This window comes from Rhodococcus sp. ACPA1 (assembly GCF_002300195.1).
Classification (GTDB): domain Bacteria; phylum Actinomycetota; class Actinomycetes; order Mycobacteriales; family Mycobacteriaceae; genus Rhodococcus_F; species Rhodococcus_F opacus.
On record NZ_NSDX01000005.1, the window covers coordinates 80711 to 96167 of the forward strand.

Sequence of the window (15457 nt, forward strand, 5' to 3'; positions counted from 1 at the left end):
TTTCTCGCTAAACGGTCGGGCGGTCCGAGGCCAGGGTGCGGATGCGGTTCCGCGCGCCGAACCAGCCGATCACCAACAGCGGGGCGATGATCGCGATGGACCCGACGGTCCAGGTTCCGACGGGGTGATCGAACGCCATCAGTATGACGACGCACGCGAGGAACGCCAGGGTCAGGAGCCCGGTGTAGGGGGCGCCGAACATCCGGAAACCGGGCCGGGCGAGTTTCCCTTCCTTGGCGAATTTCCACAGTTTCAGCTGGCACAGCACGATCACGGCCCAGGCGCTGATGATCCCGAGCGCAGCGAGGTTCAGGACGATCTCGAACGCCTGCGCGGGAACGACGGCGTTGAGTCCGACGCCGAGCAGGATGACGAATCCGGTGAGGGCGATGCCGCCGTAGGGCACCCCGGCCTTGTTCATGCGGGCGGCGAACGAGGGCGCCGATCCGGCCATGGCCATCGAGTGCAGTATTCGGCCGGTGGAGTACAGGCCGGCGTTGAGCGAGGACAGCGCGGCCGTGAGCACCACGAGGTTCATGATCGCGTCGGCGCCCTGCACATCGATGGAGCCGAAGAACGTGACGAACGGGCTCTCGCCGGCGTGGTACTCGGTGTAGGGGAGCAGCAGCGACAGCAGCAGGACGGAGCCGACGTAGAAGACGAGGATCCGGATGATGACCGTGTTGATCGCCTTGGGGATGACCTTCTGCGGGTTCTTCGTCTCGCCCGCAGTGGTTCCCACGAGTTCGATGGAAGCGTAGGCGAAGACGACGCCCTGGATCACCACGACGGCGGGCAGGATTCCGTTGGGGAAGAGTCCGCCGTTGTCGGTGATCATGCTGAAGCCCGACGAATGTCCTTCGATCGGCGTTCCGAACAGCACGAAGTAGATGCCGAAGCCGAGGAACGCGGCGAGGGCGACGACCTTGATGAGGGCGAACCAGAACTCCAGTTCACCGAACACCTTGACGGAGACGAGATTCAGCCCGAGGACCAGTACGACCGCGGCGAGGGCGAAGACCCATTGGTCGACGTTTCCGAGCGGTGCCCAGTACTTCTTGAAGAAGTTCATGTACAGCGCGACGGCGGTGACGTCGACGACGGCTGTCATCGCCCAGTTCATCCAGTACAGCCAGCCCGCGGCGAAGGCCATCTTCTCGCCGAAGAATTCCCGCGAGTACGACACGAACGACCCGGAGGTGGGTCGGTGCATCACGAGTTCGCCCAGGGCTCGCAGGATCAGGAAGGCGAAGAACCCGCAGAGGGCGTAGACGAGGACGAGGGCGGGGCCGGCTTGCTGGAGGCGTCCGCCCGCGCCCATGAACAGGCCGGTGCCGATCGCTCCGCCGATCGCGATCATCTGGATCTGTCTCGGGCCGAGCGCTTTCCGGTAGCCGAGGTCTTCCTCGACGAAGATGTCTGCGCCGGAGGTGTCGTCCTTCTCGATCGTCACGAGACCACCTCCGCGGCAGCGGCGACGGGTGTCTGCCGTGGCGAACCGGACGCTCTCAGGTTGGCGAGATGCTCGGGGCTGAGGAGGCGGTCGAGTTCTTCACGGTCGAGCAGACCGGCCTCGATCACGAGGTCGGCGACCCGGCGGCCGGAGACCAGCGCTTCCTGTGCGATCCGGGTCGAGGCGGTGTAGCCGATGTACGGGTTGAGCGCGGTGACGAGTCCGATGGAGTCCTCGACCCGGGCACGCAGCAGATCGGTGTTGGCCGTGATGCCGAGTACGCAGCGGTCGGCCAGGATCCGGCAGGCGGCGCCGAGGTGGCGCATCCCCTCGGACAGGGAGTGCACGATGATCGGTTCGAACGCATTGAGCTGGAGCTGCCCGGATTCGGCGGCCATCGTGATGGTGACGTCGTTGCCGATGACCTCGTAGGCCACCTGGTTGAGGACTTCGGGGATCACCGGATTGACCTTGCCGGGCATGATCGACGAACCGGCCTGTACCGGTGGGAGATTGATCTCGTTCAGGCCCGCGCGCGGCCCCGACGACAGCAGGCGGAGGTCGTTGCACACCTTGGACAACTTGACCGCGATCCGCTTGAGCACGCCCGAGAGGTGGACGAACTGACCGACGTCCTGGGTTGCCTCGACCAGGTCCGTGGCCAGGACGAGGGGGAATCCGGTGAGTTCCCGCAGCGTGTCGCACGCTGCCTCGGCGTAGCCCGCGGGGGCGTTCAGGCCCGTGCCGATCGCGGTGGCGCCGAGATTGATCTCGTGGACGAGGAGAGCGGCCTCGTCGAGGCGGGTGCGGTCCTCGTCGATCATCACCGAGTACGTGGCGAATTCCTGGCCGAGCGTCATCGGCACCGCGTCCTGGAGTTGGGTGCGCCCCATCTTCACGGTGTCGGCGAACTCGACCGCCTTGGTCGCGAAGGCCTCCTGCAGGACGCGCATCGCATCCAGCAGGTCGTCGATCGCGAAGATCGTCGCGATGTTGACCGCGGTGGGGTAGACGTCGTTGGTCGACTGGCTGAGGTTCACGTGCTCGTTGGGATGGAGCTCCGCGTACTCCCCGCGCCCGTGGCCGAGGATCTCGAGTGCCCGGTTGGCGATCACCTCGTTGGCGTTCATGTTGGTCGACGTCCCGGCGCCGCCCTGGATGACGTCGACGACGAACTGCTCGTGCCAGCGGCCGTCGACGATCTCCCGGCACGCCTCCCCGATGGCGTCGGCCCGGCGGTGATCGAGGATCCCGAGTTTCTCGTTGGCGCTCGCCGCGGCCCATTTGACGTAGGCGAGCCCGCGAATCAGATAGGGGTTGGTGGAGATCGGCCGGCCGGTGATGGGGAAGTTCTCCACGGCCCGCAGCGTGTGGATTCCCCAGTAGGAATCCGCAGGCACTTGGCGGTCGCCGAGCAGATCGTGTTCTGTTCGCGTTTCGAGCACTTGATCATTCCTCACGGGGATTCGCGCGAGCCGTTGCTCTGCACGGATGCGGCGGATGGAGTCTGCTGCTCGAAGAGGGTAGATTTCTCGGTCGAGCCACCCGGCTATCCACCTGCCAGGCTGTCAGACAGGTGCAGTTGTTACCGCGCTCACTCGCAGGCGTCAACCCCCGGCGGTGCCTCGGATTGACGTTGCCGCCGGTGCGTGAGCAGAATATCTACATGAACCTGTCAGACAGCTGGGCAGCCAGGCGTCCCGTCACGGCGCGGGTCAGTGCTGCGGAGGCGGTCCTCGCGGACCTTCGCGACGCGATCACCTCGGGTGAGCTGACGGTCGGCGAACGACTTCCCTCCGAAGCGTCCCTCGCCGCGCGGCACGGGGTCAGCAGGTCGGTGATCCGGGAGGCCCTGCGGTCCTGCCATGCGCTCGGACTCACGGAGACGAAGTCGGGCCTCGGAACGTTCGTCGTCAGCGATTCGATCGCTCGCGACCTCGACTTCGGGAACTATGCGGCCAACGAGCTCGTCGAGGCGCGTCCGCACGTGGAGATTCCCGCCGCCGGATGGGCGGCGCAGCGGCACACCGTCGAGGACCTGGCCGCCCTGCGCGGCCTCGTGGACCAGATGCGGGACGAGGACGATCCCCTCGTGTGGGTGTCCCTGGATGCGCAGTTCCACGCGTTCATCGCCAGGACGAGCCGGAACCGCGTGTTCGAATCCGTGATCGTCGACATCCGCGAGGCACTCACCCGGCAGTCCGAAACGCTGAATCTCGTTGCGGGGCGGCAGCAGAAGTCGAACGACGAGCACGACCGGATCGTGGAGGGCATCGCCTCCGGAAGTTACGACAAGGCCGCCCGCGCCATGGCCGAACACCTGGACGCCGTCCGGGTCGCACTGGAATCCGTGGTCGGAGATGCCGGCCCGGACCGCCGACGGTAAGGACGAGAACAAGCCCTAGTCGTACGGGCCCGAGATCGACGTCTCGGCGAGCCGGGACAGGCCCTCGCGGATGTGCCGGGCCCACAGCCCACCGATCCCCTCCACCGACTGCAGATCGGCGGCTGTCGCGGCCAGCAGTGACTGCAGCGTCCCGAACGAGCCGACGAGCCGGTGAATCTGGTTGAACTGCAGTCGGGGAACGCGGGTGAGGACGCGGTAGCCGCGAGGACTCATCGGCGCCTCGAGCGCTTCGATGGTGCCAGGGTAGCCGAACGCCCGGGCCAACGTCGTGAGGTCGAGAAGGTCTGCGTCCGTGATCCTGTCGAGCGCGGAGAGGGACTTCTCGACGTCGTCGGCGGGCGCCGGGCCGGTGCCGGCCAGGTAGTCGCGCACGATGAGTTCTCGCGCCACGTCGTTGTCGCCGACGAGTTCCTCGAGTTGCAGTGCGAGCTGACGCCCGTCCGTGCCGAGCTCGAGCACGTCCTGCTCGATCTCGACGGACACACGCCGCACCATCTCCAGCCGCTGTACCACGGTCAGGGCGTCGCGGAGCGTGACGAAATCCTCGATCTCGACCACCGACAACTGGCGGGTCACCTCGTCGAGCCGCGCCTTGTACCGCTCGAGGGTGGCCACCGCCTGATTGGCACGCGACAGGATCGTGGCGGACCCGTCGATGACGTGCCGGATGCCGCCGACGTACACGCTGACGATGCTCATCGACTGGCTGACCGACACCACGGGGTACCCGGTCTGCATTGCCGTCCGCTCGGCGGCACGGTGACGCGTGCCGGACTCGACGGTCGGGATCTTGTGGTCGGGGACCAGCTGGACGTTGGCGCGCACGATGCGGGACCCGTCGGTGGACAGAACCACGGCGCCGTCCATCTTCGACAGCTCACGCAGGCGGGTCGGCGCGAACTCCACGTCGAGCTCGAAGCCGCCGTCGCAGATCTCTTCCATCTGCTCGTCGTAGCCGAGGACGATCAGGGCGCCCGTGCGACCGCGCAGAATGCGTTCCAGGCCGTCGCGAAGTGCTGTTCCGGGAGCCAGCCGGGCTATCGTTTCGCGCAGCGCAGACGACGACTCGGCATCGTTCATCGCGCAATACTCCCGCTGAGGTAGACGTCACTTGTCGGGGACCGCCGCGGAAACACGTCCGGACCCGCGTTTAGATTACCTATCCATGAGTAGTACCTGGACTTTGCCCGACGACCTGACCCTGCCCGCACCGGTCGGCAGTTTCCCCGCCGCAGGTCAGCCCGTGCCGCAGCACTGGTCACGGTGCTTCGGGTGCGGCGACCAGTCTCCTGCCGGGATGTCGATGAGCTTCACGGCCGGGGAGGGGCTCGACGTGTGGGGCCGGCTCGAGGTGGCCCCTCGCTACCAGGGCGGTCCGGGAGTGATCCACGGCGGCATCCTCTCGACCGCGTTCGACGAGGCGCTGGGCATGGTGTGCCGATCGATCGTCGACGGACCGGTGGTCACGGGTCATCTGGAGATCGACTTCGCCAAGCCCATCCCGCTGGGTTCCGTCCTCGAATTCCACGCGCGCATCGACGGATCGATCCGCCGCAAGGTGTACGCGAGCGCCGAGGCGCGCATCGTCGAGGGGCCGACTGCCGATCCCGACGTGGTCGTGGCGACGTCGCGGGGGCTGTTCCTCACCGTGACGGCCGAGCACTTCGAGAAGACCAAGGACTTCGTCGACGGTGTGCCGGAGCGCCCGTTCGGCACGTCGTCGATCTGAGCGTCACCGCGATCCGAGCGTCACCGCAGTGACGCGATGGCTGCCCCCAGGTTCCCGACCTCGGTGACCTTCATGCCCTTCGGAGCCGCCCCGGAGTCGAGGGGAACGATCGCGCGGGTGAATCCGAGGCGGTAGGCCTCGGCGAGCCTGCGCCCGACGCCGGGTACCCGGCGAACCTCACCGGCCAGTCCCACTTCGCCGAGGATCACCAGTCCGTCCGGAACGGGCTTGTCCTTGACCGCGGACGCGACGGCGAGGGCCAACGCGAGATCGGCGGAGGGCTCGGTCATCCGCATTCCGCCGACGGTGGCCGCGTAGACGTCGTTCTTCGCGATCGGCACCCCGCACCGGCGGTCGAGCACGGCCAGCACCATGGCCACGCGGGCGCTGTCGAGCCCGCTCACGGCACGCCGGGGTGCCGGCATGGATGTGGCGGCCACGAGAGCCTGCACCTCACCGAGGAGGGGCCGCTTGCCGTCCATCATGACGGTGACTGCGGTTCCGGGAACGGCCTCGGCACGGTGATGAAGGAACAGTCCGGACGGGTCGCTGATGCCGGCGATGCCGTCTTCCCGCAGTTCGAAGCAACCGACCTCGTCGGCGGCGCCGAAACGGTTCTTGACGCCGCGCACCATCCGCAGCGTGGAGTGTTTGTCGCCCTCGAAGTGCAGCACCACGTCGACGAGATGCTCGAGCGACCGCGGTCCGGCGACCGCACCGTCCTTGGTGACGTGGCCGATGAGGAGCACCGGCACGCCGCTGGCCTTCGCGAGGGAGGTGAGGGCGCTGGTGACGGCCTTCACCTGGGTGACTCCGCCGACCACGCCGTCGACGTCCGCGGCCAGCATGGTCTGCACGGAGTCGACGATCAGCAGGGTGGGGCGCACCTGCTCCACGTGACCGAGGATGGTCGCGAGGTCGGATTCGGCGGCGAGATAGACCCGCTCGTGGACGGCACCCGTGCGGTCGGCACGCAGCCGCACCTGTCCGGCGGATTCCTCACCGGTGACGTAGAGGGAGCGGTCGTCCGGGCCGCGGCGGGCCCACTGGTGGACCACCTCGAGGAGCAGGGTCGACTTGCCGACGCCGGGTTCGCCGGCGAGGAGAACGACGGAACCGGGTACCACGCCGCCGCCGAGCACACGGTCGAGTTCGTCGATGCCCGTGGGCTTGGCGCGGGTGGACGTGCTGTCGATTCGCGTGATCGGAGTGGCCGGGGTGGACGGAAGTACCGCTCCGGCCCCGGCTTTCGCGAGCGAGGCACCGGGGCGGCTGGCGACGGACGCGACGATCGGGGCCTCGTCCATCGATCCCCAGCTACCGCACTCGGGGCACCGGCCGACCCATTTGGGAACGGTGCACTGGCACGACGAGCAGCGGAAGCTGGTTTTGAGTTTGGCCACCGGGCCAGCCTAGGTATCGGGTCCGACAGCGGACCCGGTCCGGCTGTTAGTGTCCGCCGCCCTCGGCTTCGGATCCGGGGGACGTGTCGGAGACGTGGCGCTCGGTCTCGTGGCCCGCGTCGACGGGAACGGACACGGTGACGTCTCCGGCCTTCTCGAACGCGAACGTGACGGGGACGGTGAGGCCCGGGCGGACGCCTTCCTTCAGGCCGTCCAGGGTGACGAGGACGACGTCGATCGGTGCGTCGGCACCTTCGTCCGTCTGGCCGGCGGCGTCGGCGCTCGCTTCGGCGTCCTCGCCCGGCTGGCCGGCGACGAGCGCGGTCTGCGGCGCGATCTCGAGGCCGCCCGCCTTGTCGCCGAGGGTGACGGACTGCGCGAAGTCGGTGCTGATCCGGGTCAGCTTGTCCGGGGTGTCCTCGTTGTTGTTGATCGCGATGAACGAGAGGACGGCGTTGCCGCCCGGCTCGAGGCTGTACTCGGCGGAGTTGGGGTAGACCACGTGCACGTTCCGCAGGGCGATCGACCCGACGTCCGCGCTGTTGCCGTTGACCGCGGCGACCTGACTCGACGTCTGAGTGATCTGGCCCGCGCTGCAGGCGGACAGCACGAGTGCTGCGCCGGCAGCGAGAGCGACGGCGGTAGCGACTCGGCGAGTCGACTTGTCGAGAGCAGTCACGAGTTGTCCTCCGGTGTCAGGTTCGCACTTCAACTAGGCAGAGTAGTAGTTCGTCCGCGTGGCCTGCTCGCTGGGTACTCACAATGGTTGTCTGCGTGCGGTTTCGGCGCTGGAGAACCGCCCGATCGGGGTGTCCGGAATGCACGTATCGGGGACCCTGTCAACCCCTACGGTCAGGCCATGATGCCCCTGACCTGCACCGTTGATGAGACCAGGTTCCGGACACGTGTTAAACTCGAATGATCGAAAGGGGCACGGGACAGATGATTTTTAAGGTCGGAGACACCGTCGTATACCCCCATCACGGTGCGGCGCTGATCGAAGCAATTGAAACCCGCACCATCAAGGGTGAGCAGAAGGAATATCTCGTTCTCAAGGTTGCTCAGGGCGATCTCACCGTACGGGTTCCCGCAGACAACGCAGAGTACGTGGGCGTACGCGACGTCGTCGGCCAGGAAGGTCTCGACAAGGTCTTCCAGGTACTGCGGGCACCGCACACCGAAGAACCCACCAACTGGTCGCGCCGCTACAAGGCGAATCTCGAAAAGCTCGCGTCAGGTGACGTCAACAAGGTCGCCGAGGTCGTTCGGGACCTGTGGCGTCGTGAGCAGGATCGCGGCCTGTCCGCAGGAGAGAAGCGCATGCTCGCGAAGGCGCGGCAGATTCTTGTCGGCGAACTCGCACTGGCCGAAGGCACCGACAGCGACAAGGCCGAGACCATCCTCGACGAGGTCCTCGCGGCCGCGTCCTAGACAGTCGCGATACCCACAGTGGCCGAGGGAAATGGTCCTGTAGTCGCACTGGTTCCCGCCGCAGGTCAGGGAGTGCGTTTGGGCGAGAACAAGCCCAAGGCATTCGTTGATCTGGGTGGGACGACCATGCTTACACGCGCGGTCGACGGGCTCCTGCAGTCGGGGGCTGTCGACCGCGTCGTCGTGATCGTTCCGGAGGAGCTCGTCGAGTCGACGCGAAACCTCCTCCCCGGTGAAGTCACCGTCGTCGCCGGCGGAAGCGAGCGGACCGATTCGGTTCGCGCCGGACTCGCCGTCGCGGACGACGCCGAATACGTGCTCGTGCACGACGCCGCCCGAGCGCTCACACCACCGTCGCTCATCGCGCGGGTGGTCGCGGAGCTGCGGTGCGGCCGCAGCGCGGTCATCCCCGTCCTCCCGGTGACGGACACCATCAAGACCGTCGACGTTCTCGGCGCGGTCACCGGCACCCCCGAACGGTCCGAACTGCGGGCCGTACAGACGCCGCAGGGTTTCACCGCGGAACTGCTCCGGCGCGCCTACGACGCCGCCGACGGCATCGCCACGGACGACGCCGGCCTGGTGGAGCGCCTCGGGGAACGGGTCCGCAGCATCGTCGGAGAACCCACAGCATTCAAGATCACCACGCCGCTGGACCTCGTGCTGGCCCGCGCGCTGGTGGAAGAGGGAGCGCACTAGTGCGAGTCGGAATCGGGACGGACGTCCACCCGATCGAGCAGGGACGGCCGTGCTGGATGGCCGGCCTGCTCTTCGAGGACGAGAACGGCTGCGCGGGTCATTCCGACGGCGACGTGGCCGTTCACGCACTCTGCGACGCCCTGCTCTCCGCCGCCGGACTCGGCGATCTCGGCTCCGTCTTCGGAACCGGCAGACCCGAATGGTCCGGGGTGAGCGGTGCCGCGATGCTCGCCGAGGTACGCCGCCTCCTCGAAGAGGACGACTTCGGTGTCGCCAACGCCGCGGTCCAGGTGATCGGGAACCGGCCGAAGATCGGCCCGCGCCGAAACGAGGCGCAGAAGGTGCTGAGCGACATTCTGGGCGCGCCGGTTTCGGTGTCCGCGACCACCACGGACGGGCTCGGCCTCACCGGGCGCGGCGAGGGGATCGCCGCCATGGCCACCGCGTTGGTCATTCCCGATCGAAGCGCCAGGTAGGATCGCTGGTCGTGACCCTGCGCCTATTCGACACCGAGACGCGGGCCATGCGTGACTTCGTTCCGCTGGCCCCTGGACACGCATCGGTGTACCTGTGTGGCGCCACGGTGCAGGGCGACCCCCATATCGGCCACGTACGCAGCGGCGTCGCATTCGACGTGCTGCGACGCTGGCTGCTCGCCCACGACTACGACGTGGCATTCGTCCGCAACGTCACGGACATCGAAGACAAGATCCTGAACAAGGCCGCGGAGGCGGGCAGGCCGTGGTGGGAGTGGGCCGCCACGTTCGAGCGGTCCTTCACGTGGGCCTATCAGCAGCTGGGTGTGCTGCCGCCGTCCGTCGAGCCGCGAGCCACCGGCCACATCACGCAGATGGTCGAGATGATGCAGCGCCTCATCGACAACGGCCACGCGTACGCGGCGGGCGGGGACGTCTACTTCGACGTCCGCAGCTACCCGCGGTACGGCAGCCTGTCCGGGCACAAGCTCGACGACGTGCACCAGGGCGAGAGCGCCGGCGAATGCAAGCGCGATCCCCGCGACTTCACGCTGTGGAAGGCGGAGAAGCCGGGCGAGCCGTCGTGGCCGACGCCGTGGGGCCGGGGCCGGCCGGGCTGGCACCTCGAGTGCTCCGCGATGGCCGAGTTCTATCTCGGGGCGGCGTTCGACATCCACTGCGGTGGCCTGGACCTGGTGTTCCCGCACCACGAGAACGAGATCGCGCAGGCCAAGTGCTCCGGCGACGACTTTGCGCAGTACTGGCTGCACAACGGGTGGGTCACCATGGGTGGCGAGAAGATGTCGAAGTCGCTCGGCAACGTTCTCTCGGTGCCGAACGTGTTGAAAAAGGTTCGGCCGCAAGAGCTTCGCTACTACCTGGGCAGTGCCCACTACCGGTCGATGCTCGAGTACTCCGACACTGCGCTCGACGAGGGGGCCGCGGCGTTCCGCCGGATCGAGTCGTTCGTCATGCGCACGCAGGAGCGTGCCGGTGAGGTGCCGGTCGGTCGGTGGACCGAGGCGTTCGCTCGCGCGCTCGACGACGATCTCGCCGTCCCCGCCGCGCTCGCCGAGGTGCACGGCAAGGTCCGCGAGGGCAACATCGCCCTCGACGGCGGAGATCTCGAGGGTGCGCGCGGGATCGCGTCGCAGGTCCGGGCCATGCTCGGAATCCTCGGCGTCGACCCGCTGGACGAGCACTGGACTCAGGAGACCGCGGATGCGTCCGCGGCAACCGATGCCCTGGACGTTCTGGTCCGGGCCGAACTCGAGCGCAGGCAGAGTGCCCGCGCCGAGAAGAACTGGGCTGTGGCCGACGAGGTGCGTGACCGTCTCATCCGGGCGGGCATCGAGGTCACCGATACCCCCAACGGGCCCGAGTGGTCTCTCAAGGCAGGACAGTAGTAATGGCTGGAAATTCGAGTAGGCGCGGAGCCATCCGCAAGGCCGGTACCAAGAAGGGGCAGGTCGCCGGTTCCGGTGGCCAGCGCCGCAAGGGACTGGAAGGCCGCGGCGCCACCCCGCCCGCGGAAGCCCGCACCAAGCACCCCGCCGCCAAGCGCGCCGCCCGCGCGTCCAGGGAAGCCGACAAGCAGCCCGGCCGCGGTCGTCAGACCGCCGGACGCAAGGTGCTCGACGGCCCCGAGAATGTGCTCGGTCGCAACCCCGTCGTCGAGTGTCTGCGCGCCGGCGTCCCCGCGACCGCGCTGTACGTGGCGGTCGGGACCGAGAGCGACGATCGCCTCAAGGAATCCGTTCAGCGGGCGGCCGACGCGGGCATCTCCATTCTCGAGGTTCCCCGGACCGATCTCGACCGGCTCAGCGCCAACGGCATGCACCAGGGCATCGCGTTGCAGGTGCCGCCGTACCGCTACGCGCACCCCGACGACCTGATCGCGGAAGCCCGCAAGCATCAGGAGGCGCCGCTGCTCGTGGCTCTCGACAACATCACCGATCCCCGCAACCTCGGTGCCGTCGTGCGTTCGGTGGCCGCGTTCGGTGGTCACGGTGTGGTGATCCCGGAGCGCCGCAGTGCGTCGGTCACCGCGGTCGCGTGGCGGACGAGCGCCGGCGCGGCAGCCCGCCTGCCGATCGCTCGCGCCACCAATCTCACTCGCACGCTGAAGGATTGGGCGTCCAAGGGCGTCCAGGTGGTCGGTCTCGATGCGGGTGGCGACACCACCCTCGACGAGTTCGACGGCAGCGGCCCCGTGGTGGTCGTGGTCGGCTCGGAGGGCAAGGGCCTGTCGCGCCTGGTCCGCGAGAACTGCGACGCCATCCTCAGCATCCCGATGGCGGGCCCCGTCGAATCGCTCAACGCGTCCGTCGCCGCGGGTGTCGTGCTCGCCGACATCGCCCGTCGTCGCCGCGGCTAGGCCTCCCGGACCCAGCGAACAGCAGGTCGTCGTCGGGCAAGCCCGCACGGTCGGTAGCGGGCTGAGGGCGCCGCTGTCAACACTGTCGGCACCTACCGTAGACCTACAGTGTTGACAGGCTGCTACCAGCGGCGTTCACTGAGGTCATCAGTGACGGCGAGGTTGGAGGCCGGTCATGGCAATCACCGATATCAAGGAATACGCGCACCTCACCCAGCAGGATGTCGAGGCGCTCGGATTCGAACTCGACGCACTACGCCGCGACGTCGCGGAGTCCCTCAGGTCGAAGGACGCGACGTACATCCGCCGCACCATCGCGTTCCAGCGAGTGCTCGACGGACTCGCCCGACTGATGATCCACGGCAGCCGGTCGTCCACGGGCGTGGTCCTCGGGACGACGGCACTGGGTGTGGCCAAGAGCGTCGAGAACATGGAGATCGGCCACAACGTCTCGCACGGGCAGTGGGACTGGATGAACGATCCCGAGATCCACTCGAGCACCTGGGAGTGGGATCAGGTGGGGCCGTCGTCGCAGTGGAAGTATGCGCACAACTTCCGTCACCACAAGTACACCAACGTGCTCGGAATGGACGAGGACGTCGGGTTCGGCGTCATGCGCGTCACTCGCGATCAGGAATGGCGTCCGATCCACCTGGTGCAGCCGATTCAGAACCTTCTGCTCGCGGCGTCGTTCGAATGGGGCATCGCGCTCCACGACCTGCTTCCGCCCAGTGCCGAAGACAAGGCGAGTCGGCGTCTGCGTCCACCGGTGCGAGATCTGCTCGGCAAGATCGCGCGGCAGATGGGCAAGGACTACGTGCTGTTCCCGGTTCTCAGCGGACGGCGGTGGCGACGAACGCTGAAGGCGAATCTCGTTGCCAACCTGCTGCGGAACGTATGGTCGTACGTCGTGATCTTCTGCGGGCACTTCCCCGACGGAGCCGAGAAGTTCACGCTCGCGGAACTCGAGGACGAAAGCCGGGCCGAGTGGTATCTCCGACAGATGCTCGGCACCGCGAACTTCCGGGCAGGCGCCGTCATGGCCTTCATGAGCGGCAACCTGTGCTATCAGATCGAGCACCATCTCTTCCCCGACATTCCCAGCAATCGGTACGCCGAGATCTCGACCGCGGTGCGCGGCCTGTGCGAGAAGTACGACCTGCCGTACACCACCGGTTCGCTTGCGCGGCAGTACCTTCTGACGCTGCGCACCATTCACAAACTGGCGCTGCCCAACCGATTCCTCCGGGCGACGTCGGACGACGCGCCGGAGACGGCCTCGGAAGCGAAGTTCCGTGGGCGGTCGGCGCTCGGAGCCGATCCCGTGACCGGACGGCTTCGCGGGCTCCGGACCGCGCTGGCAGCGAGGTAGGCCGTCACCGCGGAATGGTCGACGCCACCATGCGGTGGAAGCGGACCCGGTGCCCGGGTCGCAATTGTGCGGCCACCGCAAGATCGGCCTCGGCGACCACAGCGATCACCGGATAGCCGCCGGTCACCGGATGATCGGCGAGGAACAGGATGGGCTGACCGTTGGGCGGCACCTGCAGCGCCCCCGCGACCATGGCCTCGCTCGGCATCTCCTCCGTCACGGCGCGGTGCAACGGTCCCGGACCCTCGAGCCGCGCCCCGACGCGATTGGTGTCGGAGCTGACCGTCCACGTCTCGCGGAGAAGGGCCTCGACGGACGCAGGGGTGAACCAGTCGTCCCGTGGCCCGAGCCGGACGCGCATCATCAGCGGATCCTCGGGGGCGGTGGGTGGGGGGATGATCTCGTCCGCGGGCCAGTCGCCGGCATCCGCACCGACCAGCAGCCGATCACCCTCGGCGACGGGATCGGGGCCGATCCCCGACAGAGTGTCGGTGGACCGGCTCCCCATCACCGCGGGCACGTCGAAACCTCCGCGCACCGCGACATAGCTGCGAAGCCCTTCCGGCGCGAACGCGATCTCCAGCAGGTCGCCGGTGTTCAGGTGCAGCATCGTGTAGTCGGGCCGGGGTTCGGAATTGACGGTGACGGGATTGCGGGCGCCCGTGACGGCGACGGAGACGGTCCCGGCCGCACGCACCGCGAGCCCACCGAGCGTGACCTCCAGCGTGGCTGCGTCGGAATGGTTGCCCACCAACCGGTTTGCGCTGTCGTGCGCTTCGCGGTCGGCGGCACCCGACTCGCCGACGCCGATCGACGCGTAACCGGGGCGGCCCCGATCCTGCACGGTGGTGAAGGGTCCGGTGCGCACGACCTCGAGCCAAGCCATCGTTCGATTGTCCCGCATCCGCAGGTCCGCCGGATACGCTCTCGTCGGATCAGTCGCTCAGGAGACTGCGGTGTAGCCGTGGGCGGCAGCGACTTCGGCGGAGAGCAGTTGTCCGTCGTGGGTGGACAGTCCCTCGGCGAGTCCGGGGACGGTCGCGGTGGCGTCTTTCCAGCCCTTGTCGGCGAGGGTGACGACGTAGGGGAGGGTGGCGTTGGTGAGCGCGTAGGTGGAGGTGCGGGGGACGGCGCCGGGCATGTTGGCGACGCAGTAGAAGACGGAGTCGTGGACCTGGTAGGTGGGTTCGGCGTGGGTGGTGGGTTTCGAGTCCTCGAAGCAGCCGCCCTGGTCGATGGCGATGTCGACGAGCACCGACCCGGGCTTCATCCGCGAGACGAGGTTGTTGGAGACGAGGGTGGGGGCCTTGGCGCCGGGGACGAGGACGGCGCCGATGACGAGGTCGGCGCCCTCGACGGCCTGTTCGAGTTCGAGGCTGTTGGAGGTGATGGTTTTGACCTGGCCGTGGTACTGGGCGTCGATCTCGCGGAGGCGGGCGATGGACAGGTCGAGGACGGTGACGTCGGCCTGCATGCCGTAGGCGACGGCGGTGGCGTTGCGGCCGGAGACGCCGGCGCCGATGACGACGACCTTGGCCGGGCGGACGCCGGGGACGCCGCCCATCAGGACGCCGCGGCCGCCGCCCTGGCGCATGAGGTGGTAGGCGCCGGCCTGTGGGGCGAGGCGTCCGGCGACCTCGCTCATCGGGGCGAGCAGGGGGAGGGAGCCGTCGGCGCCGACGACGGTTTCGTAGGCGATGGCGGTGGTTTTCGACGCGAGCAGGGCGTCGGTGCAGTCCTTGGATGCGGCGAGGTGCAGGTAGGTGAAGAGCACCTGGTCTTGGCGCAGGCGCGCGTATTCCTCGGCGATGGGTTCTTTGACCTTCAGGAGCAGGTCGGCGGTGTCCCATACCTGGTCGGCGGCCTGGAGGATTTGGGCGCCTGCGGCTTTGAAGTCTTCGTCGGCGAAGGACGAGCCGATGCCGGCGTCGGATTCGATGATGACTTCGTGGCCGCGTTCGCTGAGTTCGTGGACACCGGCGGGGCTGATGGCCACGCGGTATTCGTGGTTCTTGATCTCGCGGGGGATGCCGATCTTCATGAGAGCTCCGTGCTGTCGGAAATTCGATTGGTAGGTGCCAATAGTGAAGAAAGCATCTATTCCTGCCAA

General features: G+C 67.7%; 15 protein-coding genes. 8 read left to right on the plus strand and 7 right to left on the minus strand.

Annotated elements, in window-relative coordinates; all coding sequences use genetic code 11:
- Window positions 1-7: 7 nt before the first annotated feature.
- Window positions 8-1453, minus strand: a complete 1446-nt coding sequence (locus CJ177_RS24785; RefSeq protein ID WP_005244919.1) for an amino acid permease — start codon at window positions 1451-1453, stop codon at window positions 8-10.
- Window positions 1450-2898: an aspartate ammonia-lyase gene (locus CJ177_RS24790; protein WP_025431758.1), complete on the minus strand. Its 1449-nt coding sequence runs from the start codon at window positions 2896-2898 to the stop codon at window positions 1450-1452. The genes CJ177_RS24785 and CJ177_RS24790 overlap by 4 nt, the downstream gene beginning before the upstream one ends.
- A 221-nt stretch (window positions 2899-3119) precedes the next feature.
- Between CJ177_RS24790 and CJ177_RS24795 the strand changes: the two genes are divergently transcribed.
- Window positions 3120-3839: a FadR/GntR family transcriptional regulator gene (locus CJ177_RS24795; protein ID WP_061700405.1), complete on the plus strand. Its 720-nt coding sequence runs from the start codon at window positions 3120-3122 to the stop codon at window positions 3837-3839.
- Window positions 3840-3854: 15 nt separating this feature from the next.
- Here CJ177_RS24795 and disA read toward each other — a convergent pair whose 3' ends face one another.
- Entirely contained in the window at window positions 3855-4940 is a 1086-nt protein-coding gene (gene disA, locus CJ177_RS24800) for a DNA integrity scanning diadenylate cyclase DisA (protein ID WP_005244912.1), read from the minus strand.
- 85 nt (window positions 4941-5025) lie between these two features.
- Between disA and CJ177_RS24805 the strand changes: the two genes are divergently transcribed.
- The gene (locus tag CJ177_RS24805; RefSeq protein WP_037179973.1) at window positions 5026-5589 is read left to right on the plus strand and encodes a PaaI family thioesterase; all 564 of its coding nucleotides are present in this window, start codon (window positions 5026-5028) and stop codon (window positions 5587-5589) included.
- A gap of 20 nt (window positions 5590-5609) precedes the next feature.
- On the opposite strand, the gene radA is transcribed toward CJ177_RS24805, so the two are convergent.
- Window positions 5610-6992, minus strand: a complete 1383-nt coding sequence (radA, locus tag CJ177_RS24810; RefSeq protein ID WP_037206067.1) for a DNA repair protein RadA — start codon at window positions 6990-6992, stop codon at window positions 5610-5612.
- 46 nt (window positions 6993-7038) lie between these two features.
- A complete protein-coding gene (locus CJ177_RS24815; RefSeq protein WP_005244901.1) occupies window positions 7039-7671 on the minus strand; it encodes a hypothetical protein in 633 nt (210 codons plus the stop codon).
- A 263-nt stretch (window positions 7672-7934) separates the two neighbouring features.
- On the opposite strand from CJ177_RS24815, the gene carD reads away from it, so the two are divergent.
- The 6 genes from carD (at window position 7935) to CJ177_RS24845 (ending at window position 13347) form a co-directional block, all read left to right on the plus strand.
- Window positions 7935-8423 carry an RNA polymerase-binding transcription factor CarD gene (gene carD / locus CJ177_RS24820; protein ID WP_005262216.1) on the plus strand — a complete coding sequence of 163 codons (489 nt, stop codon included), beginning with the start codon at window positions 7935-7937 and terminating at the stop codon, window positions 8421-8423.
- Window positions 8424-8441: 18 nt separating this feature from the next.
- Window positions 8442-9122 carry a 2-C-methyl-D-erythritol 4-phosphate cytidylyltransferase gene (ispD, locus tag CJ177_RS24825; protein WP_005244899.1) on the plus strand — a complete coding sequence of 227 codons (681 nt, stop codon included), beginning with the start codon at window positions 8442-8444 and terminating at the stop codon, window positions 9120-9122.
- A complete protein-coding gene (gene ispF, locus CJ177_RS24830; protein ID WP_005244898.1) occupies window positions 9122-9598 on the plus strand; it encodes a 2-C-methyl-D-erythritol 2,4-cyclodiphosphate synthase in 477 nt (158 codons plus the stop codon). The genes ispD and ispF overlap by 1 nt, the downstream gene beginning before the upstream one ends.
- Before the next feature lie 11 nt (window positions 9599-9609).
- The gene (gene cysS, locus CJ177_RS24835) at window positions 9610-11004 is read left to right on the plus strand and encodes a cysteine--tRNA ligase (protein WP_061044526.1); all 1395 of its coding nucleotides are present in this window, start codon (window positions 9610-9612) and stop codon (window positions 11002-11004) included.
- A gap of 2 nt (window positions 11005-11006) precedes the next feature.
- Window positions 11007-11975, plus strand: coding sequence for a 23S rRNA (guanosine(2251)-2'-O)-methyltransferase RlmB (rlmB, locus tag CJ177_RS24840; RefSeq protein WP_061700406.1), 969 nt, complete (start codon window positions 11007-11009; stop codon window positions 11973-11975).
- A 175-nt stretch (window positions 11976-12150) separates the two neighbouring features.
- Window positions 12151-13347, plus strand: a complete 1197-nt coding sequence (locus CJ177_RS24845; protein WP_095868870.1) for a fatty acid desaturase — start codon at window positions 12151-12153, stop codon at window positions 13345-13347.
- 4 nt (window positions 13348-13351) lie between these two features.
- On the opposite strand, the gene CJ177_RS24850 is transcribed toward CJ177_RS24845, so the two are convergent.
- Together CJ177_RS24850 and ald are read right to left on the minus strand one after the other, a co-directional pair.
- Window positions 13352-14233: a biotin-dependent carboxyltransferase family protein gene (locus CJ177_RS24850; protein ID WP_061044523.1), complete on the minus strand. Its 882-nt coding sequence runs from the start codon at window positions 14231-14233 to the stop codon at window positions 13352-13354.
- Window positions 14234-14290: 57 nt separating this feature from the next.
- Entirely contained in the window at window positions 14291-15388 is a 1098-nt protein-coding gene (gene ald, locus CJ177_RS24855) for an alanine dehydrogenase (protein WP_095868871.1), read from the minus strand.
- Window positions 15389-15457 lie beyond the last annotated feature (69 nt).